General features: G+C 52.6%; 15 protein-coding genes. 1 reads left to right on the forward strand and 14 read right to left on the reverse strand.

What is annotated here, in order from left to right; all coding sequences use genetic code 11:
* Window positions 1–9: 9 nt before the first annotated feature.
* The 7 genes from H6507_09215 to H6507_09245 form a co-directional block, all read right to left on the reverse strand.
* A complete protein-coding gene (locus H6507_09215) occupies window positions 10–450 on the reverse strand; it encodes a GNAT family N-acetyltransferase (protein ID MCB9369271.1) in 441 nt (146 codons plus the stop codon).
* The gene (locus H6507_09220) at window positions 447–2,297 is read right to left on the reverse strand and encodes a fibronectin type III domain-containing protein (protein ID MCB9369272.1); all 1,851 of its coding nucleotides are present in this window, start codon (window positions 2,295–2,297) and stop codon (window positions 447–449) included. The genes H6507_09215 and H6507_09220 overlap by 4 nt, the downstream gene beginning before the upstream one ends.
* Window positions 2,294–4,147 carry a hypothetical protein gene (locus H6507_09225; GenBank protein MCB9369273.1) on the reverse strand — a complete coding sequence of 618 codons (1,854 nt, stop codon included), beginning with the start codon at window positions 4,145–4,147 and terminating at the stop codon, window positions 2,294–2,296. Before H6507_09225 ends, H6507_09220 begins: the two co-directional genes overlap by 4 nt.
* A gap of 12 nt (window positions 4,148–4,159) precedes the next feature.
* Window positions 4,160–7,564, reverse strand: a complete 3,405-nt coding sequence (mfd, locus tag H6507_09230) for a transcription-repair coupling factor (GenBank protein ID MCB9369274.1) — start codon at window positions 7,562–7,564, stop codon at window positions 4,160–4,162.
* Window positions 7,565–7,969: 405 nt separating this feature from the next.
* Window positions 7,970–8,371, reverse strand: coding sequence for a VOC family protein (locus tag H6507_09235; GenBank protein MCB9369275.1), 402 nt, complete (start codon window positions 8,369–8,371; stop codon window positions 7,970–7,972).
* A gap of 79 nt (window positions 8,372–8,450) precedes the next feature.
* Complete coding sequence (locus tag H6507_09240; protein MCB9369276.1) at window positions 8,451–9,089, reverse strand: DUF2179 domain-containing protein; 639 nt, start codon at window positions 9,087–9,089, stop codon at window positions 8,451–8,453.
* Window positions 9,086–9,568: a hypothetical protein gene (locus tag H6507_09245; GenBank protein MCB9369277.1), complete on the reverse strand. Its 483-nt coding sequence runs from the start codon at window positions 9,566–9,568 to the stop codon at window positions 9,086–9,088. Before H6507_09245 ends, H6507_09240 begins: the two co-directional genes overlap by 4 nt.
* 264 nt (window positions 9,569–9,832) lie before the next feature.
* Here H6507_09245 and H6507_09250 point away from each other — a divergent pair, with 264 nt between their 5' ends.
* Window positions 9,833–10,399 (forward strand): hypothetical protein, encoded by a 567-nt coding sequence (locus tag H6507_09250; protein MCB9369278.1) that lies wholly within the window; start codon window positions 9,833–9,835, stop codon window positions 10,397–10,399.
* Between the two features lie 109 nt (window positions 10,400–10,508).
* Here the strand turns inward: H6507_09250 and H6507_09255 are convergent, their stop codons facing one another.
* From H6507_09255 to H6507_09285, 7 genes are all read right to left on the reverse strand, one after another.
* Window positions 10,509–11,180, reverse strand: coding sequence for an HAD-IA family hydrolase (locus tag H6507_09255; GenBank protein ID MCB9369279.1), 672 nt, complete (start codon window positions 11,178–11,180; stop codon window positions 10,509–10,511).
* Window positions 11,181–11,193: 13 nt separating this feature from the next.
* The gene (locus tag H6507_09260; GenBank protein ID MCB9369280.1) at window positions 11,194–11,922 is read right to left on the reverse strand and encodes a hypothetical protein; all 729 of its coding nucleotides are present in this window, start codon (window positions 11,920–11,922) and stop codon (window positions 11,194–11,196) included.
* Window positions 11,923–11,997: 75 nt separating this feature from the next.
* Window positions 11,998–12,477, reverse strand: a complete 480-nt coding sequence (locus H6507_09265) for an SRPBCC domain-containing protein (GenBank protein MCB9369281.1) — start codon at window positions 12,475–12,477, stop codon at window positions 11,998–12,000.
* Between the two features lie 36 nt (window positions 12,478–12,513).
* Complete coding sequence (locus tag H6507_09270; protein MCB9369282.1) at window positions 12,514–13,032, reverse strand: hypothetical protein; 519 nt, start codon at window positions 13,030–13,032, stop codon at window positions 12,514–12,516.
* Entirely contained in the window at window positions 13,029–13,919 is an 891-nt protein-coding gene (locus tag H6507_09275) for a tetratricopeptide repeat protein (GenBank protein ID MCB9369283.1), read from the reverse strand. Before H6507_09275 ends, H6507_09270 begins: the two co-directional genes overlap by 4 nt.
* 173 nt (window positions 13,920–14,092) lie before the next feature.
* Window positions 14,093–14,554, reverse strand: a complete 462-nt coding sequence (locus tag H6507_09280) for an SRPBCC domain-containing protein (GenBank protein MCB9369284.1) — start codon at window positions 14,552–14,554, stop codon at window positions 14,093–14,095.
* A 112-nt stretch (window positions 14,555–14,666) separates the two neighbouring features.
* Complete coding sequence (locus H6507_09285) at window positions 14,667–15,296, reverse strand: transposase (GenBank protein MCB9369285.1); 630 nt, start codon at window positions 15,294–15,296, stop codon at window positions 14,667–14,669.
* Window positions 15,297–15,324 lie beyond the last annotated feature (28 nt).

Genomic DNA, 15,324 nt, shown 5'->3' on the forward strand with positions numbered 1-15,324 from the left:
TCGATCCGTTTATGTTTGTTTCAGATTCAAGACAAAGTGATAACTCGTGATGTTCATCCCATGTTTCAGGTAGAACCTGTGGGCGTCCCAACGACCAGCATGTGTGCCGCTGTCCAGATGCACCGCATCGAGTCGCTGTTTCCGCGCCTGATTCACGATATAATTGAACAAATGGTCAGCAACCCCCTGTCCACGGTGGGTCTGTGCCGTGACCAAGTCATCAATATACAAAACTTTTCCCCAATGTAACATCTCAACCGGGCGATATCCGGCCACCCCGGCCACATTCCCGCCAGAGACCTCTACATATATAAGGAGGTAATCTTGGCTATCGGCCTGTCTTTGGGCTTGCGCGATGAATTGTTCTTCGGTGAGGTGCGGCCGGAGTTCGTGGACAACAGGATAGATGCGGCGCAGGTCGTTGGGAGTGGAAGCACTGTGAATGGTCAACGAGTGAATATTCTCTTGACTTGAAGGGTGTAGGGGCCGGGGCCGAAAGCTCCGGTGGGAGCGAAAGCAAAGGTTGTATCGGACGTCGTGCCGATCAGAAAATAACCGCCAAAGTCCAGCGGGAATTCCCAAATCTCGTAGTGGTCGTCGTAGTAGTCGCCGCTCCAATAGAGATGAAGCATATCGTCACCCATGATGATAGAAACGTCGTGCAGCAGCGAATCGACAATCCCCCACTCCTGAGAAAGCTGCGAAATGTTTCCCGCCATATCGCGCGCGCGCACAGCGAACCGATAGCGGTCGAGCGGAGCCGTCAGTGTGTAGACTCGCTGGCTTACGATGTTCTGATCACTCATCGGTTCGTAGGGAACTGCCGACGTTCTCGTAACGGACGGCGAAGCCGCGGAAATCGCGACCGTGTCGTAGAATATCTCGTACGTGTCAAAATGCTGATCATAAGCGCGCGGTTCCCAATTCACTCGGACGCTCGTCGGGCCCGTCTCAACGACGCTGCTGATCTCGACGGCCTGCGGAGCGGTCGTATCCGGAGTGTCGTGCCACGTCAACATCGAATCGACGGCGTTTATGAATGTGGAGTAGTATTCCACCACCACTCGAAAATTGGACAGCAGCGCGGGCGGAGAACCGGGCAGCCAGCGCGCGAAATCGTGCGGCACCCAGAGTACGTCCGGATATTCGTCCAACTCAATATGAATGAAGTTTTCCGTGTCAAAGAGATTGTCGTGCGGGTCGTGGCAATAAAGCGCTTGCTGATTTTCGAGCGCGCCGATATAGTCATTGATCGACGCAATCGTCACAGTGTCTTCGCCGAAAAACGAGTATTGCGGAGAACACCACAGTGTGATATACTGGTTTATCGACGTAAGTATGCTTTCGTCTCCGTCCACTCCTTGCACGGGATAGCGGCCCAACGCATGAACAAAATCTCGATGCAAACCAACGTCGCGCAACGGCATATTGGGGGACGCGTCGTAGCGGTATGCGCTGACTTGCATATCGCCGAGCGCCGGATGTTCGTCCAAGTCATACGAATGCAACTGAATGACCAAGAACGGCGACACCGGCGGCGTATCCCAATTGTCTTTGGCGACTTCTGTCAAGACTTGAAACGGGTGGCGGCCGTTGCGTGAGGGATCGGAAAAAGATAAAGAGTTCGTGTACGTTCCCTGCGTCGAATCCCACATCACCTCGCGCCCCGCGCCCGCAATCATCAAGATATTGAATCCGTCGCGCACATAAATTTCCGTCGCGATCGGCGGAGCCATGTAGTCATCCTGCGGATGCGGAATCTGAATGATCGTGTACGGATGGCGCGGCGCGGGATTAAACACAAACACTCCCCACCCCCGGTGAAATCCGCCAATTACGTCGTTCGCGGGGTCCGCGTCCCCGTTAACATCTACGAATACTGAATCGATCCGCTCGCGGATAATAAAGTGTTCGCGCCCAGTTGTGTCGTCCACCAAGTGTGCCAACTCATAATTCCATTGCGCGTCATAAAGTGCAAGCATCGAGTCGACACTTCCCCACTCATTGTCAATCGCAAACTGAAACACCTGTCTCCACCGAGCCAGTGTCGTATCTCCGGCTGTGGTGTTCGGAATGTACGTGAAGCCGCCGAAGTCGTTGGTTTGCGGATCGAGATTGTCGGGACCGTAATCGTTGTAGTCCGGACGAACGACATTCTCTGATACATGCGACAGCCAATTGTCGTAAGCACACGTCGAACAAGTGTCCAACATAAACCCATACAGCGAACCGGTTTCTTCTACCATTGCGCATGCGGCGACAGGCAAGCACAACAGGATGAACACGCGGCGAATCATGGTCTAATTATCCTTTTAATTTCAAGAATACACGGGCCAAGGTAAGAGTATACCGACGGTTCGAATGCAAATGTATTTGTATCAGTAATTCCGATAATATAGTATCCGCCGGTGTCGGGAGGATATTCGCGAACTTCGAAGGCAGAATCAGAAGGGCTCGCATTCCAAAACAGTCGAAGTGAATCTCCGTCCACCGTGACCGCGAGATCGCTCACATAACCTTCGGTGATGCTTAGTGCCGGAGAGAGCGGCGTGACGTTGCCCGCCATGTCTTTCGCGCGAATCGCGAAATGATATCGCCAGACGGGAGCGGGTAAGTCTTCCAGCGTTCGGCTCGACAGAAACATGTTGCCCAAGCCTTGAAACCCATTGGTCGAACGCGACACATGTGGGGAAGAGAGCGAAACGTTGAGCGTATCATAATAGATTTCATAGGTGTTGAAATGCCGGTCGAGCGCGTTCGGCTCCCATTGAACTTCTACCGTTCCATTGCCGAAATCATACACCTTGTTCATCATGCACGTCACCGGCGGCGTCGTGTCAGGAACTTCCCGCCAAGCCAGCATTGAATCGATTGCGCTTATGAAAGGAGCATAGAACTCGAGTGCGTTGATGTACGTGCCCCAATGTGTCGGCGGTGCGTCCGGCAGCCAGCGAACCCAATCGAGCGGACGCCAAAGCTCGTCGGGATATTCGTCCAACTCAATATGAATGAAGTTTTCCGTATCGTAGCTGACGCTCTGGCCGTCATGGCAATAATCGGCCTCTACGTTGCCCGGCGCGCCCGGTAGATCATTGACATTGCGAATGGTGATTGTAGTGTCTTCTCCGTAGTAAGTGTACGGTTGTGCCCCCCACAAACCAATGTAGTTGTCGATGACACTCCATACATTCTGGTCGCTGGCAAGCCCCGTCACTGGATAAACGGGGAACGCGTGAAACAAGTCACGGTGGTAGGCGAGATCGCGCACCGGAGGATTCGGATAGGCATCGTCGGCAAAGCATGAAACCTGAATGTCCGGAAGCTGCAGATGAGATGCATGGTCATAGGAATGGAGCTGAATGATGACAAACGGATTAACCGGCGGGGCATTCCATGCGTCCGTTACGACTTTCGAAAGAACAGCAAACGGATGACGAGCGTTGCGAGACGGATCGGACAATGTCCGGGCATTGTTGTACTCGTGCTGCGTGCTGTCCCACATCACTTCGCGGCCCGCTCCGGCAATCTCCAAGATTTCCATGCCGACTTCTTGAAACATCTGAATTCCGACCGGAATGGACATAAAGTCGTCTTCGGGGTGCGGCAACTGCAGAGCCGTTTTTGAATAACGTGGCTGGTCGCTGAATACAAACACGCCCCAGCCTTTTGTGAATCCGCCGATCACGTCATTTTCCGGAAGCGTGTCGCCATTGACGTCCACGAAACTTGAGTCAAGGCGCTCCCGAATGATATAGTACGTGCGTTGTGTCTCCGGCTCGGAAAACTGCACCAGCTCGTAGTTCCAGCGGTTGTCGTTCGCGGTCAAAACAGAGTCGACAATGTTCCATTGTCCGTTTATGGCCGCGCCAAACACAATCGTCCAGTTTGCGAGCGTCGCGTCGCCTTCTGGATTCTCAGGTATGTATTCGAAACCACCGAACCCGTCCGTCTGCGGGTCAAGCGTTTCGGGACCGTAGTCGTTGTAGCCCGGCCGTACGATTCTTTCCGAGACGTGCGCTTGCCAATTGTCATACGCGCAGTTCGAGCAGGTATCCATCAGGAATCCGGTCAATGATCCGAATTCCTCAACGTAAGCGAAAGCGGATATGGGTATCAATAGCGATAAAATTAACAAACGGCGAAACATTGCGTTCTCCAACTATACGGCTTCAGTAAGTTCTCCGGCGACTGCGGCAAGGTAGTCTTCGGAATAGGACAATTTGTCTTCCCATTTTGTGACATCTTTCAGGCTCAGCCTGACGACGACTCCCTTCGTCGCGTCGAATTCGATCGGATAGCTGCCGCTGCGCGATACGAGCGAAAGCATTTTGTCGCGGCCGATGTGGTCAGCGGCAAATCCGAGTTCGAGTCTGTCATTTAATACGTTTACTTCGTCAGCGCCGAGTTTTTCGGCGAGAATTCTCACACGCACCATATCAAAGAGGTTGCGTGCCGCTTCGGGAAATTTGCCAAAACGATCTTCGACTTCCCGCGAGATTTCTTCAACTTTTGCAAGCTCTTTTGCGCGGGACAGCTCGCGGTATATGTTCAAACGCAATCCGCTTTCGGACAGATATGTCTCGGGCAAAAACGCGTCTGTGTCGATTTTGAGTTTGACTTCGCGCTTTTCTTCCATTTCCTGCGGCGAGTCAATTTGCACTTCGCGTACCGCTTCTTCGATCAGTTGCTGGTACATTTCGAAGCCGATGGAATTGATGTAGCCGGACTGTTCCCGTCCCAGGAGATTTCCTGCGCCACGAATTTCCAAATCGCGCATGGCGACTTGGAAGCCCGCGCCGAGCGAAGAGAAATTCGTCAGAGCGGCGAGACGGCTGCGCGCGATGCGCGACATTTCGAAATGCGGTGGAACAACTAAATACGCGTAAGCCTTGCGCGAGCTTCTGCCGATGCGGCCGCGTAATTGATGCAACTGCGCAACTCCCAAACGATCCGCCCGGTTGATGATCATCGTGTTCACATTCGGCATGTCGAGACCCGATTCAATGATCATCGTCGAAATCAGAACGTCGAGATTCTGCTCCGAAAAATCAAGCATCACCTGTTCGAGTTCGTGCTCGTTCATTTGACCGTGCGCGACGCCGATGCGGATCTTTGGCATCAGACGGTGCAGCATCTCGGAGACTTGCTGAATACTCTGAATGCGGTTGTGCACGAAGAACACTTGGCCGCCGCGCTGCAATTCGTGCTGCACGGCTTCCTTGATGACTTTTTCGGAAAATGGAACGACGTCGGTTTCTATTGGCTGACGTCCCGGCGGCGGAGTCGTGATCTGCGACAGATCGCGTGCACCCATCAACGCCATGTGAAGCGTGCGCGGAATCGGAGTGGCACTCATCGCCAGTACATCAACGTTTGCGCGCAGCGAACGAATCTTTTCCTTTTGCACAACGCCGAAGCGGTGCTCTTCGTCGATTATCAGTAGACCGAGCTCGTCGAACTGCACGTCTTTCGAAAGCAATCTGTGTGTGCCGATGATGACGTCGACTTCGCCTGCGACGAGTTTCTTGATCGTTTCCTTTTGTTCACGCGTGGATTGAAAACGCGAAATGACGCGCACTTCGACGGGCCAGTTCTTGAAGCGCTCGCGAAATGTGCGGTAGTGCTGCTGTGCGAGAATGGTCGTCGGCACTAGCACTGCGACTTGTTTTCCGTCGGTCACCGCTTTGAAGGCCGCGCGCATCGCGACTTCGGTTTTGCCGTAACCGACGTCACCGCAAATCAGGCGGTCCATCGGCACAGCGCTTTCCATGTCTTGCTTGACGGCTTCGCTGGCAGTCAACTGATCGGGCGTGTCCTCATAGGGGAAACTTGCTTCCATTTCGCGCTGCCACGGCGTATCCGGCGAATAGATGACGCCGCGCTCTGCTTTGCGGCGCGCATAAAGTTTAATCAAATCTTCCGCAATCGAAACGAGCGACTCTTTGGTCTTGCGTTTGATTTCGCGCCACTCTTTGCCGCCGATTTTTGAAAGCGGAGGTTGGAACCCGTCTTTGGCGGAATACTTTTGAACTTGTGCGAGGTTTTCGAGCTTGACAAAGAGATTGATGCCGTCGCGGTATTCAATTTTCAAGACTTCGCGCTGCACGCCGCCGACGGTAATTTTGGTCAGGCCGCAATATCTGCCGATGCCATGCTCGACGTGCACAACGAAGTCGCCGACTTTCAGCGCGTCGATGTCGTGCAGCGGCACGGCGTTCTTGAATTTCATGAACGCGCGTTTGCGGCGCTTGCGCCCGAAGATGTCGTGATCGACTAAGACGACAAGCTGCGCTGGTTCCAACATGAAACCGTGGCGCAATCCGCCTTCGCGCGAACTGAACGCGTTTTCTGGCACCCCGCGCTCAGTCAGAACTTGTCCTAATCTATCGGCCGCGAGTTGGTTGTCACAGAGCAGAATTGTTTCGAGATTGCGGCCGTGGTATTCCTTTACTCTATCTGCAAGCAGCGGCAAGTTCGAGGCGAAACGTTCTTGCGGAGCGCCGCCGAAGTCAAGCGTGTGCGAGGTGGGATGCGGCGCACTGTGCAAAAAGAGTTGCGAGCACTTTTGCGCGGCGGTGTAGATGAGTTCGGGCTCCATCCACTTACCGGGATCGCGCAGCACGCGCATCTGCTCGGGAATCGAAACGGGAATATCTTCGTCTTCTTCGTAGACGATGTCGTGCAGCTCTTCGCGCAGATGCTCTTCTTCGTCGGCCTCTTCGGTGTCGTCGCCGTTTTGGGATTTCAGATCGCGCAGGCGCAGCCCCGGTTTCGCTGTGCGTTCTTCGAAACGTTCCTTAACCGCTTGATATGCCGGACGACCTTCCGACCAGATGATGATCGTGTCTTCTGGAAGATATTGCAGCAGATGCGAATTGCCGACGCCGGGAGTTTCGGCAGCCATGATCGTGACTTCGTCGACTTTGCCAGTCGAGCGCTGCGTTTGCGGATCGAAGCTGCGCAAGTCATCAATGTCGTCGCCGAAATATTCGACACGCACGGCGTGCGATCCGCCGTAAGGATAGATATCGAGCACGGCGCCGCGGACGGCGTATTGTCCGACGCCTTCGACAAGCGCTTCGCGCGTGTAACCGGATTCGTGTAAAAACTGAATCAGCGAATCGCGCGGAAGAATTTCACCTTTGGCAAGCGTGTAGGTGTTGCGCGAGACGTCGTTCAAGTCCGGCAGCGGATCGAGCAGAGCGGACGCGGGCGCGACAACCAGCGGCTGCTTCGCACGCGAAAGTGTCATCATCACTTCGGCGCGCTCGGAAAGCTCAATCGGGTTCAGTTCGCGATGATAGTCCGGCAATCCCGGAAACAGACTTGTGACATTTTCGCCGAGCAGAATTGTCAAATCATCGGCGAACTCTTCGGCGTCTTCCAAAGTCTCGGCAACCAGCAACAGCGGCCGCTTCGATTTCTCGAAGACATAACTCGCAATCAAAACCGGCAACGCACCCGGCACATTCTTGACCAACACGCCATGCCGCGCATCGTTCAGCGCGGCGAGTGTATCCGAAAATCCGTTATAGGAATATATGCGTTTCTTAAGGGGGTCCATCTGCAACTACAGTGTAACTATCCGTTCTGGTTCTTCCTTCGAGACAATCGCATCGTATAGATATTCAACTTGCCACATGAGTCATGTTGTAAATGGTGTTCTTGCGCGAGATTGTGCATATGTCGCGTACGTTGTTCTTGCAACTCTTCTTGTTTGTTTCGGGATCAATCGTAACAAGAACAAACGGCATCGGTTGTACTCGAATAGATCCTTACAAAGGATGACGGAAGGCAGATTCCCGCGCGGCGACTTGTTTGCTTAGCACTTTCAATTCTCGGGTTAGCTGCGAGATCCTTCAGCCGCGGCGGCTTCAGGATGACAAAGCTCTTGGAGTCTTGGTGAGCGGAGCAGGTGAAGACGCCTGCCGCCGCGATGCACGTACTGCGGGCGGAACGCCTTCCGCCCCTACAATTCTTCTGCTAACGCCAAAACGACCTCGACCTTGATTCGGTCGGGGTCTTCGAAGAAGACGGCGTAGGTTTCGGGGCCGCCGGCGTGGGGATGGCGGTCCTCATATAATATAGTCACACCACGGGCGCGGAGCTTGGCCGTTAGGTCATCAACGTGTGATTTTGTTCTCGCATGGAAGGCTAAGTGGTTGAGCCCGGTCCGGCAGCGATTATAGCCCGTAGATAGATGTTTTTTCGGCGTTTGTACGAAGACGATGTACGTTCCGCCCTCTCGAAAGCTCACTCCCTCGGGCCAGTCTTGATAGATCTCGTAGCCCAATTCCTCGCAGAGCAGCCATTGCCAGAATCGGCGCGACTTTTCCAAATCGGAGACGTAGATTTCGACGTGGGAGAGCATCAGAAAATATGAAATATGAAGTATGAAATATGAAAGCAGGGGCCCATAGCTCACCCCTTATCCATCATCATTCCATCCTTCATCCCTTTTCCTTTGTCCTTTTCTTCAGTGGGTGCGTCACCCATTTGCCGACATCGCCGATCATTTTTTCTCCCCACACAACACTCGGATCCCGTTGGCGCAAACCCACCTGCTTGACATCTTCTACGGTCAGGAAGGCTTCGTGATCAATCTCGTGAATTTGCCGCAGCAGTTTCGGCACGTTACGCCGCTTCTCGGCAACAAACAAAATGTCCATCTCCCCTGCGACGGTGCGGCCGTCCATTTCCACAACGGCATAGTTCAATTTCCAAAGCTCATCGGCGAGGTTTGCTTCGCGCTTCGAGATCACGCGCACCATTTGATGTCCGATTGCCAACCTCGATTCGATCCACATTCCTACAAAATTCCCCGCCGCGAAGCCCACTGCATATACAACACCCAAATACCAATCGTCCAAATTGCGAATCACCTGTGCAATGACATTGATCCAAATGAACACTTCCATGAATCCAAATAATGCGGCCAGCACTTTGAATCCACGGAAAATGGAGATTGTACGCAGCGTCGCAAAACTCTGGTCGGCGATACGCGCAACGAAAATACCTAACGCGAGCAGCCATACTTGTCCTTGACCGACCCGCGTGATCCAATCAACTAAGTCTGTGACGAAATTCACCGGTTCTTTCCGTTTTGCTGCATTAACCAATCCATACGGGCTTGTCCTTCCTTCATGTAGCGGCCGCGCAAAACTTTCAGTTTGGTTTCGGCTTGTTCATGGCTGCCGCTGGGCTCAAAACGAGTCCACTCGCGCGGCTTTGTCCAGTAATAGAGAGGGTAGTCTGTCCGGATTTTTTCATTGATCAAGATGACCAAGGGTTTTGTATAATCATCAAAAGCAGGTTTGACGGACTTCCACATCGTGCCGCTCCACAGCCAGAAACTGTCCACTTTGTTTAGATCCAAGACAATACCATCGACATTGCGAAGGCTGTCCACGGCATCTTTCAACTCAAGGGGGAAATGGCCCGTGTCGACTTCGGCGACAGAGATTGTTCCAAAGTCTCCCCCCCACTTCTTATATGTAATGGTTTGCGCGGAAGCGAATGCTGTCCACATCCATACACAACTTATGAACAGAAAGAGCTTTATTTTCATCGTCTTGAGACTCCTTTCACAAACTTGGAGCGAGATTTATCGCTCGATACATACTTGCCGAACTCGTTTCAGACCGGATTTGCACGCAGAATTCCGTCTCCGCGCACTTCTTTGACTTTTTTCACAAATCCACACGACTTATTCACCCAATCACATAGAGAGTGGATAACATCGTTGCTTTTCATGTGATTAAAGAAAAATTAAGCAAGCATAACTTTGGTTCCGTCTTGCGGAATTGCTTGTTTTTCTCTTCTTTGTCGAGCCATGAACCTATTTATTCTCGACAAAAACCCTGCGAAGTGTGCGCGCGATCATTGCGACCGCCACATTGTGAAGATGCCGCTTGAAACTGCACAGATGCTCGTCTCGGCTTTCTGGATTTGGAACGGCGTGACTACTCTCGCCGAAAAGCGGGCCGCTTCACAAAACAAAAAGTTCTTGAAACGTGTTTTCAAAGACTTTCCGCGCACCAAGCCCGACGGTACTCCCGATCCGTGGGGGATCGGTTACTATCTTCATCCTTGCACAATTTGGATTCGAACTAACGACCGCAATTTCTTGTGGGCGCTCGAATTGGGCGAGGAACTTTCTAAAGAGTACTCGCGGCGTTACAATAAAGTTCATGCGGTCGAACCAATCCTCGAGTGGATTCGTACGCAGGATATTCCCGCGCCGAAAGCACGGCGCAAGACGCCGTTCGTGCAGGCGATGCCGGATGAATGCAAAGTTCCCGGTGATGCCGTTGCCGCGTACCGGAAGTTTTACCACCTATATAAGGCGAAATTCGCGGTCTGGAAATATTCAGCGACGCCGGAGTGGTTCAAACCTTAGCCCCTTCTTAAAACGTCGTCATCCTGAACGCAGTGAAGAAACCCTCTGGAAATCAGAGAGGTTCTTCAGCCGCAGCGGCTTCAGAATGACGACACGTCAAAACTCCGAATCATATCTCTAACCACGCGTTATCCCACGTTGTAAACAAGTGCGTGGAAATGCTCGCTTTGTTCGCGGCGTCTATATTCTTTTGCAGATCGTCAATGAACAGAATTTGCTCGGCGGGGAGCGCGGACTCTTTTACAATTTCCTCGAAAACACCGGGATCGGATTTCAGTTTGCCGCGGTCGTAGGAGGTCAGGACTTGATCGACATCGAGCGCCCACGAAAAATTCCGCGACACCCACTGAATATGCAGCGGGTCCGTATCGGACAACACCCACACCCTGCCCATCAGTTTCAACTGTTCGAGCGCGTCGCGCACGCCGGGGAATTCGTCGAAGATGTCGCACCAGATGTCGCGCAGCTTCGTCGCGCTGGCTTCGGTTTTGGGCCAATTCAAGAACTCGCGCAGCTCTTCGATGAACTCGTCAGGGGTGCACCGGCCTCTTTCGAAGCTCGATTTGCTCTCGCCGTGTATGTACCGCTCGCGGATTTCGTCGCGCGATCTCGTGCCGCGTTCGGCCGCGCGCGCGATAAAGCGCTCGAAATCCAGTTTCAGCAGGACATTTCCCAAATCTACAAGGTACAGAGTGTCTTCCATCGGGGTATCAAAGGCTCCGTCTTCTTCGAGCGCGGCGAGTGTGGTATAGTCGAGCATTATTTCTATCTCTTCTGTCATCCTTTGTGAGGATCTAATCGAGCGCTTGCTTGAAATCCCAACGAAGTGCCATTCGCAGTGACGGCTCGATCACAGTGCCGCCTTGATTGTACCTGAGGCCGAAATCGCTTCCATTTTCTTGAATGACCGTGTAGTTGACGCCGAGCTGCGCGGATGTCTCGAACGACAGGTTCTTCCAAAGCAATACGCGCCCACCGATTTCCGTTGCGCCGCCGAAGCTGTAGGCTGAGCGTTTCGAGCTTGTCCTGCTGCTTGTAGTGCGATATACGTCAAAGGATTCCGGGTCATACAACTCTGTTGTTTGGAAAGAGCTTTGTTGCCACTTCGTGCGGCCCGTCGCGAGTCCGAGTCCGATGAACCCCACTAATGGTTGGGGCTTACTTTGCATAAGCAGCCAGCGATGTCCAAGCACGAGCCGTTGATCGTGCCAGTGATCAACGGCAGAATAGGTCGTGTACACAGACGCGACGTCTTCAAAGTAGGCGCTCGATCTGGCGTCATGTTTCGCGCCTTCCGAATTGCTCCACGTGAAACGCGCGTACCATTCGTGACGCGCAGCGCGGACTCCGGCACTGAGGGTTCCACCCACAGCCAAGAACGTGTTGTCATATTCCACAGGCTCGTGAGTTGTTATAGGATATTTGAAAACCGATACATTAGGCGCAAGGCCCACGGACACAAACGGCGTTGCGGCTTGAATCCAAGATGGAAGCAACGCGATAAGAATGAAAATGCGATACATGATACGCTCCGTTAATAAGATTGATTCTGGTGGTATCGTTGTATCAAGTGCTGCAGTTTGGCTCCTTTTGGTTTTCTACCTTTTCTTCGTTCGCAAATCTTTCTTGTGGAGCACGTAGGCTTTTAGATTAACCAAGAACTCCGTCCACCCTTCGCAGTTGGCAAAGGCATAGGACAAGCCGCTTTGACTCCAACCGGACTCGGTGATCTCTACGGTCACGAGTCCGTTTTTTTCTGTGAAGTCGAAACGAACCAGCGAGAGTTTGCTCCTTGTGCCGTACATCGGCCAATAAAACTCGAGGAATTTGCCCGGTGCATATCCAACAGGATAGATCGGAAACTCGCCGTGGCCCGCGAAAGTCCAGAACACGGTTTCGAATTTGTCGTTGAAGTCGCCCGAGACTTTGTCCACGAAGAACTTTTGCAAATGAGTCTTCTTTGTGGCAGCTTCCCAGATCTTTTTCATCGGCGCGCGGTAGCTCTGCGACACTGTGAAAGAAATCTTGCCTGTGGCGACGGAATAATTCACGTTCTTGGTTACGGCTTTCTTGGCCACAACTCTTCTCCCTGTATTTGCTCAGTTTGTAAATGCTCAGTCTTCGTCGTCATCGTCTTCGTCGTTGTGCTGAATCGCGGCGGGACTGCTGCCGGGTACCCAGCCGGGACGAATCTCAGGATGGTTGATCTTGCCGCCAAGTTCCGCGACGTTCATCAACAATATGATGATGCCGATCATGATCACGACAGATCCCCACGAGAGCCACGCGGGTAAGATCGTGTGCTTGCGCGTGAACCACCATAGCGCGAGAATCAGAATACCAAACGGGATTATGATATTGCGCGCGGCTTCGGCGAGTTCTTCGTGCGGATGAATGAAGCCTTTAGTGTCGGGCAGCATGCGCACAAGATGTTCGGCCTCTTCACCGAACTTGAACGTAATGGCAGTGATCGCCGCCGTGGCCACGATAAACCACAGTGCGACTCGCTGCCAGCGCACGTCGTTCCAAATGGTCGCGAGACTCATCATCACAACACTGACCATGAAGAAAAGCGCGGGAGCGTGCACTAATATGACGTGCCAATGCGCGGCGTTTTGCGGAATTGGGATCATTGTTCTTTCCTTTTATAGGTTCCGTCGAATGAAACGGTCCACTCTTCTGAAAGAGCGTTTTGCAATTCTATTAGTTGGCGGACGCTGCCGTCCGCGTTGGGCGTGAAGGTCATGCGCATGTGCTCGGGGACTTTGCCGTAGTCGTAGTTCGTGCCGGTGAAGCGCATCGCGCCGCCTTGCCACTCGCCTTCGTAGTAGGTGTAGTTGCCGGACGCGCCGTGCCAGATCTGATTCCACTTGCGCGTTTCGGGATTTACATAGTTGGTGCTCGTTCCCGTATTCCCACTGATCGATGTCCAGTTTTCACGCAGCAGGCAACCGTTTTGTTCTTTGGTGATGATGTTATCGCCGACCTTATTCCCACCGTTGGTCAGAAAGACATCCCACTCTCCAATCCAAAAATCAAATTGGCGGTAGAGCGTGTCGTAGTCGCAGGGTTTGGCGGACTTTTCGAGTTCTGAAAACAGCGCGGGCCAGCTTTCGCTCGCTCGCAGATTTTCGAGATCGGGATCTGCTTCAACCGCCGAGAACGGATATCCCGCATCCAAACTCGCGCGCAGTTTCTCCGTCGCAAGTTCGAGCTTCCCCTGTTGCGACAGCGCGCACGCCAAATTGAAATTCGTGTAGGCGACGTTGAAGCCCAGCTCGTTTGCCCGGCTCAGGGCTTTCTCAGCCTCGGCGTATTCCCCCGATTTCAGTTCGGAAAAGCCCAACCGGTACCAAGTCCGCGCATGATTCGGGTGCTTTTTGACGAATTTCTTAAACTCTTTGACAGCTTCGGTGTAATGTTGTACAAAATACAACGAATCCCCTCGGGCAGGTTCATCCGCCGCAAAGGACGGCAGCGCGGACAGCGCATATATAATAAGGAGAGCAACCCGAAACATAAGCGTCCTTTCTCATATTCCCCCCTGCTCGCGGGGGGGGGGGGGCAAGGGGGGGGGTGAAACAGCCCCGCAACTCAGAATAGGTCAGAGGTATGAGGTAAGAGGTATGAACCCGGAGTAATCCCCGTTTCCTATTTCCTATTTCCTATTTCCTCTTTCCTCTTTCCTCTTTGCTATTTCCTCTTTGCTATTTTTCGCTCCCTCATCACATCCACGTTGAATTTCATGTACGCTTTCAAATACGTATGAAACTCCGTCCACCCTTCGCACATCGTGAACGCGACTTTGAGATCTTTCTGTTTGTAGCCGTAGTCATGCACCCGGAAAATCGTTTCGCCCGGACCCTTCTTGACGAACTCAAACGTCATCGTCGTCATATATTTCGGCCCGTAGGCCGGCCCCACGAACACGATCTTCTCGAATTTCTTGTATTCGATCGGGTACATATCCATCGTCATATCGCCGAACTCTTTCCACCACCACCGCACCGGCGCGAGGTCCGGCCCCCACTCGCCGATCTGCTTGTCGACAAAATATTTCTTGAGGTGCTTTTCTTCAGTCACCGCTTCCCAAACTTTCTTGAGCGGCTGCTTAATAATGTGCGACGTAGTGTAGCCCAACTTAGAAGTGGACACAGGAAGCTTTTGGTTGTGTGGCATGTGTGGTGAAGGTTTGATGTAGGGGTGGATGGCAATCCACCCGCTCCAGGCAATATCGATAATGTTTGACTTCTTACATGGTCGCGCGTCATTCTTCCCAGAAATCGCCGCGATGATCCGAATTGTTACTATCCAATTCCCAATTCATGGGATTATCAACGATGTATTGTCGCGCCAAACCCATTTCGTGTTCGTTGCGAATGATGCGATCAAAAAAGCCTCGCTGCCAGACACTATCACCTCGCGTTCCCCGCTGATCGTTGATGGATTTGGTTGACGCTCGCTTGAAGGCCGCAACGACTGTGCTCACAGGGACGGTTCGCGGATATGTTGACTCTGTTCTCGCGCCTAAGATTCTCGTGTCGCTTGGGGCGGGCGGATTGCCATCCGCCCCTACAACTTTGGTTGCCTCCGGATGACCTTCCGCCCCACCATATTGATCGTTCGATATGTCGTTTAAGATAATAATGCCATGAATATGATTCGGCATAATTACAAATTTATCCAACTCAACCGATGCGCGAATCTCCCCCGACTTCTCCCACTCCCGCTTAACAATCTCGCCCAATTCGTTCAACACAACTTTGCTATCTACAATCGACCCAAACAAATTCTCCCGCCCCTCCGTGCAGATCGTCACAAAATAAGTCCCCGGCCACCGGTAATCATACCCCTCCAGCCGCAAAGAGTTCTTTCGTGTGTATCGCGTATTCGTCATTTCAAATGGACATCAACTTCAAATGTAG

Source organism: Calditrichota bacterium, from assembly GCA_020637445.1.
In the GTDB taxonomy this organism is placed as follows: domain Bacteria; phylum Electryoneota; class RPQS01; order RPQS01; family RPQS01; genus JABWCQ01.

What these genes read in the sequence shown, in the direction of transcription:
- mfd (MCB9369274.1), bottom strand. Translation starts at nt 7,564, where the DNA reads ATGGACCCCCTTAAGAAACGCATATATTCCTATAACGGATTTTCGGAT.
- H6507_09235 (MCB9369275.1), bottom strand. Translation starts at nt 8,371, where the DNA reads ATGCTCTCCCACGTCGAAATCTACGTCTCCGATTTGGAAAAGTCGCGC.
- H6507_09245 (MCB9369277.1), bottom strand. Translation starts at nt 9,568, where the DNA reads ATGAAAATAAAGCTCTTTCTGTTCATAAGTTGTGTATGGATGTGGACA.
- H6507_09270 (MCB9369282.1), bottom strand. Translation starts at nt 13,032, where the DNA reads ATGATCCCAATTCCGCAAAACGCCGCGCATTGGCACGTCATATTAGTG.
- H6507_09225 (MCB9369273.1), bottom strand. Translation starts at nt 4,147, where the DNA reads ATGTTTCGCCGTTTGTTAATTTTATCGCTATTGATACCCATATCCGCT.
- H6507_09220 (MCB9369272.1), bottom strand. Translation starts at nt 2,297, where the DNA reads ATGATTCGCCGCGTGTTCATCCTGTTGTGCTTGCCTGTCGCCGCATGC.
- H6507_09250 (MCB9369278.1), top strand. Translation starts at nt 9,833, where the DNA reads ATGAACCTATTTATTCTCGACAAAAACCCTGCGAAGTGTGCGCGCGAT.
- H6507_09275 (MCB9369283.1), bottom strand. Translation starts at nt 13,919, where the DNA reads ATGTTTCGGGTTGCTCTCCTTATTATATATGCGCTGTCCGCGCTGCCG.
- H6507_09260 (MCB9369280.1), bottom strand. Translation starts at nt 11,922, where the DNA reads ATGTATCGCATTTTCATTCTTATCGCGTTGCTTCCATCTTGGATTCAA.
- H6507_09255 (MCB9369279.1), bottom strand. Translation starts at nt 11,180, where the DNA reads ATGACAGAAGAGATAGAAATAATGCTCGACTATACCACACTCGCCGCG.
- H6507_09285 (MCB9369285.1), bottom strand. Translation starts at nt 15,296, where the DNA reads ATGACGAATACGCGATACACACGAAAGAACTCTTTGCGGCTGGAGGGG.